Origin of the sequence: Conyzicola sp. (assembly GCF_046714715.1) — a bacterium.
GTDB lineage: Bacteria > Actinomycetota > Actinomycetes > Actinomycetales > Microbacteriaceae > Conyzicola.
The window spans coordinates 1-3068 of sequence record NZ_JBKKAD010000207.1; the positions used below are offsets into that span (position 1 = coordinate 1).

Consider the following 3068-nt stretch of genomic DNA (forward strand, 5'->3'; position numbering starts at 1 on the left):
GGGCGGCCCGGGGTGCGGGGCGGCCGGGGTGCGGGTGGCCGGGGTGCGGGGCCGCAGTGGCGCGGGGCGGCTAGGCGCCGAGCAGCTGCTCCGCGAGGTAGCCCCGCAGCCGGTCGAGCGAGACGCGCTCCTGGGCCATCGAGTCGCGCTCGCGCACGGTCACGGCGTTGTCCTCGAGCGACTCGAAGTCGACGGTGATCGCGAACGGGGTGCCGATCTCGTCCTGGCGCCGGTACCGGCGGCCGATCGCGCCGGCGTCGTCGAAGTCGACGTTCCAGTACTTGCGCAGGTCGGCGGCGACCGAGCGGGCGAGCGGCGAGAGCTGCTCATTGCGCGACAGCGGCAGCACGGCCACCTTCACCGGCGCGAGTCGGCGGTCGAGGCGCAGCACGGTGCGCTTGTCGACGCCGCCCTTGGCGTTCGGTGCCTCGTCCTCGGCGTAGGCGTCGATGAGGAAGGCCATCAGCGCGCGGGTCAGGCCGAATGCGGGCTCGATAACGTACGGGATCCAGCGCTTGTCCTGCGTCTGGTCGAAGTACGACAGGTCGGTGCCGGATGCCTCGGAGTGCGTCTTGAGGTCGAAGTCGGTGCGGTTCGCGACGCCCATGAGCTCGCCCCACTCGCTGCCGGCGAAGCGGAAGCGGTACTCGATGTCGACGGTGCGCTTCGAGTAGTGCGAGAGCTTCTCGGCAGGGTGCTCGAACAGGCGCAGGTTCTCCGGCTTGATGCCGAGGTCGGTGTACCAGGCGAGTGAGGCGTCGATCCAGTACTGGTGCCACTCTTCGTCCGTGCCGGGCTCGACGAAGAACTCCATCTCCATCTGCTCGAACTCGCGCGTGCGGAAGATGAAGTTTCCGGGCGTGATCTCGTTGCGGAAGCTCTTGCCGATCTGGCCGATGCCGAACGGGGGCTTCATGCGCGCGCTGCCCATGACGTTCGCGAAGTTGACGAAGATGCCCTGCGCGGTCTCGGGGCGCAGGTAGTGCAGCCCCTCCTCGTTGTCGACCGGACCGAGGTAGGTCTTGAGCATGCCCGAGAAGTTCTGCGGCTCGGTCCACGATCCGGGCTGGCCGGTGTCGGGGTCCTTGATGTCGGCCATGCCGTTGACGGGCGGGTGGCCGTGCTTCTCCTCGTAGGCCTCGAGCAGGTGGTCGGCGCGGTAGCGCTTGTGGGTGTGCAGCGATTCGACCAGCGGGTCGGAGAAGACCTCGACGTGACCGGATGCCTCCCACACCTTGCGCGGCAGGATGACCGCCGAGTCGAGACCGACGACGTCGTCACGCCCCTGCACGACCGTCTGCCACCACTGCTTCTTGATGTTCTCTTTGAGCGCTACGCCGAGCGGTCCGTAGTCCCATGCGGAGCGCGACCCGCCGTAGATCTCTCCCGACTGGAAGACGAAACCCCGGCGCTTGGCGAGGTTGACGATTGCATCAAGGGAATTGGCGTTGGCCACAGATTTGCTCCAAAGTTCAGCCGTGCTGGATGCGCGGCCCGAGTAGAGCGTTCAGTTTACCGGCGCGGGCGGCGGCCCCGGGCCAGCGGGTGGCGACACGGCTCGGCGGCGCGAGAGCCGCAGCGAGCCCGAGAACCGTGGAGCCCGCCCGAGTTTCGGAAAACCCTCACGAGATTCGGAAAACCCTCGCGAGAGTCGGAAATTCAGGATGTCGCGTCGGTTCAAGTCACCACACCCGCGTGATTCCGCGCCCGGTTCACCCGAGCCCGACGAGACATCCTGAATTTCCGAACAATGCGGCTGCAATTGGTGCTGGCGATTAGCGCTGACGCCGAGGAGCGGCGGCACATCCTCAAGCATCGACTGAACGCGGACGGGCGGGGCGCGGCGCGATTCGGGAATTCAGGATGTCGCGTCGGTGCGGGCAACCTCACCCGCGAATATCCGCGCCCGGTTCACCCGAACCCGACGAGACATCCTGAATTTCCGACAGGGGCCTCAGCGGCGAGGTGGGTGGGTGGTTAGGCGCTATGGGTGCTGAAGGCGTAGCGGAAAGGCCGGCGGGCTAGCGCTTGGCCAGCGCGGTGACGACGGCGGCCACGTCGGTCTCGTCGTTCCAGAGGTGGAAGGCGGCGCGCAGACGTCCGGCGCGGCCCGACGCCTTGATGCCGGCCGCGACGAGGCGTTCGAGGTCGTGTCCGTCGGGGTCCGCCCAGGTCACGATGGCCTGGTTCTGGCGCTCGATGCCGATCGCGTCGCACAGCTCGTTGCCGAGCCCGCTCGCGCGCGCCCACACCTCGTCGATGTCGAGTGCGGCGAACATGCCGATCGCGGGTTCCGCACCCACCCAGGCGGGCCACGCCGGCGACACGTCGAAACGGCGGGCGTCGAGCGCGAGCGCCATGTTCGGTCCGTAGCAGGACTGCCAGACGGCGTCGCCCGCGTACCAGCCGGCCTGAAGCGGTGTCAGTTGCGCCTCGAACCGCTCGCTCAGTGTGAGGAAAGCGACGCCGCGCGGCGAGCAGAGCCACTTGTAGCTGTGGCAGACGGTCGCGTCGAAGAGGGATGCATCGACCGGATGCACCCCGGCCGACTGGGTGGTGTCGCAATAGGTGTAGGAGTCGTGGGCCGCGGCCGCGGCGACGATGGCCGTGACATCCGCGACGCGCCCCGTGGCGGACTGGATGTGCGAGAACACGACCAGCCACGTGGCATCCGTGATTTCTCCGGCGATCGCATCGAGCGGAACCGACCGCACCACGATCCCGCGGCGTTGCAGGAACGGGAACACGATCGACGAGAAGTCGCCGTCGACACAGAGCACTTCGGCGCCGTCGGGCACCGCGGCGGCGAGCAGGCTGGTCATGACGGAGGTCTGCGACCCGGTGGCCACGCGGTCGGGGGTGACACCGACGAGCGAGGCGAAGCTGGCGCGGGTGCGTCCGATGATCAGGTCGTAGTCCATCGGGTAGCGCTCGGCCGCCGACCACAGGTCGAGGTCTGCCTTCTGGGCCGCCACGGTTTCGCGGGTGGGAAGCCCGATCGAGGCGGCGCCGAGGTAGAGACGCGGGGCCTCGTAGCTCGCGATCGCGTCGGCGAGGGAGGGTGAGAC

General features: G+C 68.4%; 2 protein-coding genes. Both read right to left on the reverse strand.

Annotated features, from left to right (window positions below; translation table 11 throughout):
• Nucleotides 1-70: 70 nt before the first annotated feature.
• Nucleotides 71-1456 (reverse strand): glycine--tRNA ligase, encoded by a 1386-nt coding sequence (locus tag ACLQ6X_RS16330; protein ID WP_411701202.1) that lies wholly within the window; start codon nucleotides 1454-1456, stop codon nucleotides 71-73.
• 565 nt (nucleotides 1457-2021) lie between these two features.
• Nucleotides 2022-3068, reverse strand: a 1047-nt coding sequence (locus tag ACLQ6X_RS16335) for an aminotransferase class V-fold PLP-dependent enzyme (RefSeq protein ID WP_411701203.1), incomplete at its 5' end; no start/stop codon positions are given.